Origin of the sequence: Vibrio sp. YT-15, from assembly GCF_033337445.1 — a bacterium.
GTDB classification, from domain to species: domain Bacteria; phylum Pseudomonadota; class Gammaproteobacteria; order Enterobacterales; family Vibrionaceae; genus Vibrio; species Vibrio alginolyticus.
Genome location: NZ_JAWOQR010000061.1, coordinates 1 through 1599 on the forward strand (window position 1 = coordinate 1; position 1599 = coordinate 1599).

1 protein-coding gene is annotated in these 1599 nt (G+C 44.5%); it reads left to right on the forward strand.

Going from position 1 to position 1599, the window contains the following annotated elements:
* The coding region (locus R7D93_RS25220; RefSeq protein WP_318129552.1) for a histidine kinase dimerization/phospho-acceptor domain-containing protein at nucleotides 1-1599 on the forward strand (1599 nt) is incomplete at both ends.

Below are 1599 nucleotides of genomic sequence, written 5' to 3' on the forward strand. Positions count from 1 at the left end.
CGGAATTTTTTCGTGGAATAACCTGTCAGTAAAACACAAACTGTTTGGCCTTGTCTTACTGCCAATCATTTTGTTGTTTTTTCTGGCGGGACAACACGTTCATAGCCTTTCGACTCAAGCTCAAGATTTACAAAAAGCTCAATTATTTTCTGTTTACATCGACAAAGTCTCTTACCTGTTTAATTTACCCAATAACCCATCCATCCCGAATAAAGCTGAGAAAACAGCGCAGCTCATTCAAGAACTAAAAGAAACGACCCCCCGCGTTTTTGGCGACAATTCAGAGGTTTTGCCTCTACTTGCGAGTTTTGAAGAAGCCAGCCTCTCGATGTTCACAGCAATCGATATCGAAGAAAAACTGGATATTGCAGAATGGCGAGCAGATACTTTTGAGCAAATCCTACTTAATCTCGACAAGGTCTATTTTAGTAACGTCAGTTACGAAACCGATCGCCATCTTTCCTCCTTAATGCAATTGGAATGGTTAATGTTTTGGTCGACGGAAGAGCGTCGATTGAGTGAATATCTCATTTATTCAGCCAATAAGCGTCTTCATTACGACGACGCTGTTCGTGATGAGATTCAGTCTCTGATTCAAAACCAACAACTGCTTGTAGAGCGCTTCGTCGCGCTCAATGCCAACCAGAACCAAGTCCAATTGCTGATAGAAACCTTTAGCAACAAGGTATTTCAAACTAGCCAAGAATTTCGTGATCAGTTACTTAACCAAGAGGAACTACAAGCGTTATCTCCTCTTAAAACGGGAGCTGGACTTGCTGCGCTGAACACGCGACTGGCGCTACTTCATGACATCGACGATACGATGGAACATGAGCTGCAAACGAAGCTCGCACAAACCATTAAAGCAACCACGCAACAGCGGTTGGTATTCATTGTTCTCATGTCGTTGGTGACGATTCTTGTTATCAGTTTAACCATTCGCTTGGTGCGTAAAGTGACCAACAACCTGCATCTTGTTCTTGAGTTTTTAAGCCGCGAAAATTACAGCGAAGACTCACCACTTTCTGAGCTCATCAAAGGCAAAGATGAGTTAAGCAAGTTTGCTCAAGAAGTGGAAAAACTCAGTCATGAGAGAGAACAAGCAAAGCAGAAACTCACCAAAGCCAAAGAAGATGCCGAGCGCGCCAAAGACGACGCGATTGAAGCCAGCAAAGCGAAAAGTAGCTTCCTAGCGAACATGTCGCACGAGATTCGCACCCCGCTCAACGGCGTGATAGGTATTTCTCAAGTGCTGGCAGATACCCCGTTGACGGATACACAGCGAGATTACGTCGACACAATAGAGACGTCTTCCCAATTGCTGCTCAGCCTGATTAACGACGTGTTGGATTTTTCCAAAATTGAGTCCGGCATGTTGCTGATAAGTCCTCATTCAACCTGCGTGCGAGAATCAATTTATGACATCGCCTCAATCGTGTCCCCAAAAGCAAAAGAGAAAGGCATCGAATTAACCGTCAGCATTAGCCCGAACACGCCTTATCACATCGTCATTGACGATCACCGCTTGCGTCAGGTGATCATGAACTTCATGTCCAATGCCGTTAAATTTACGGAACGAGGCAGTGTAGAGCTTTCGAT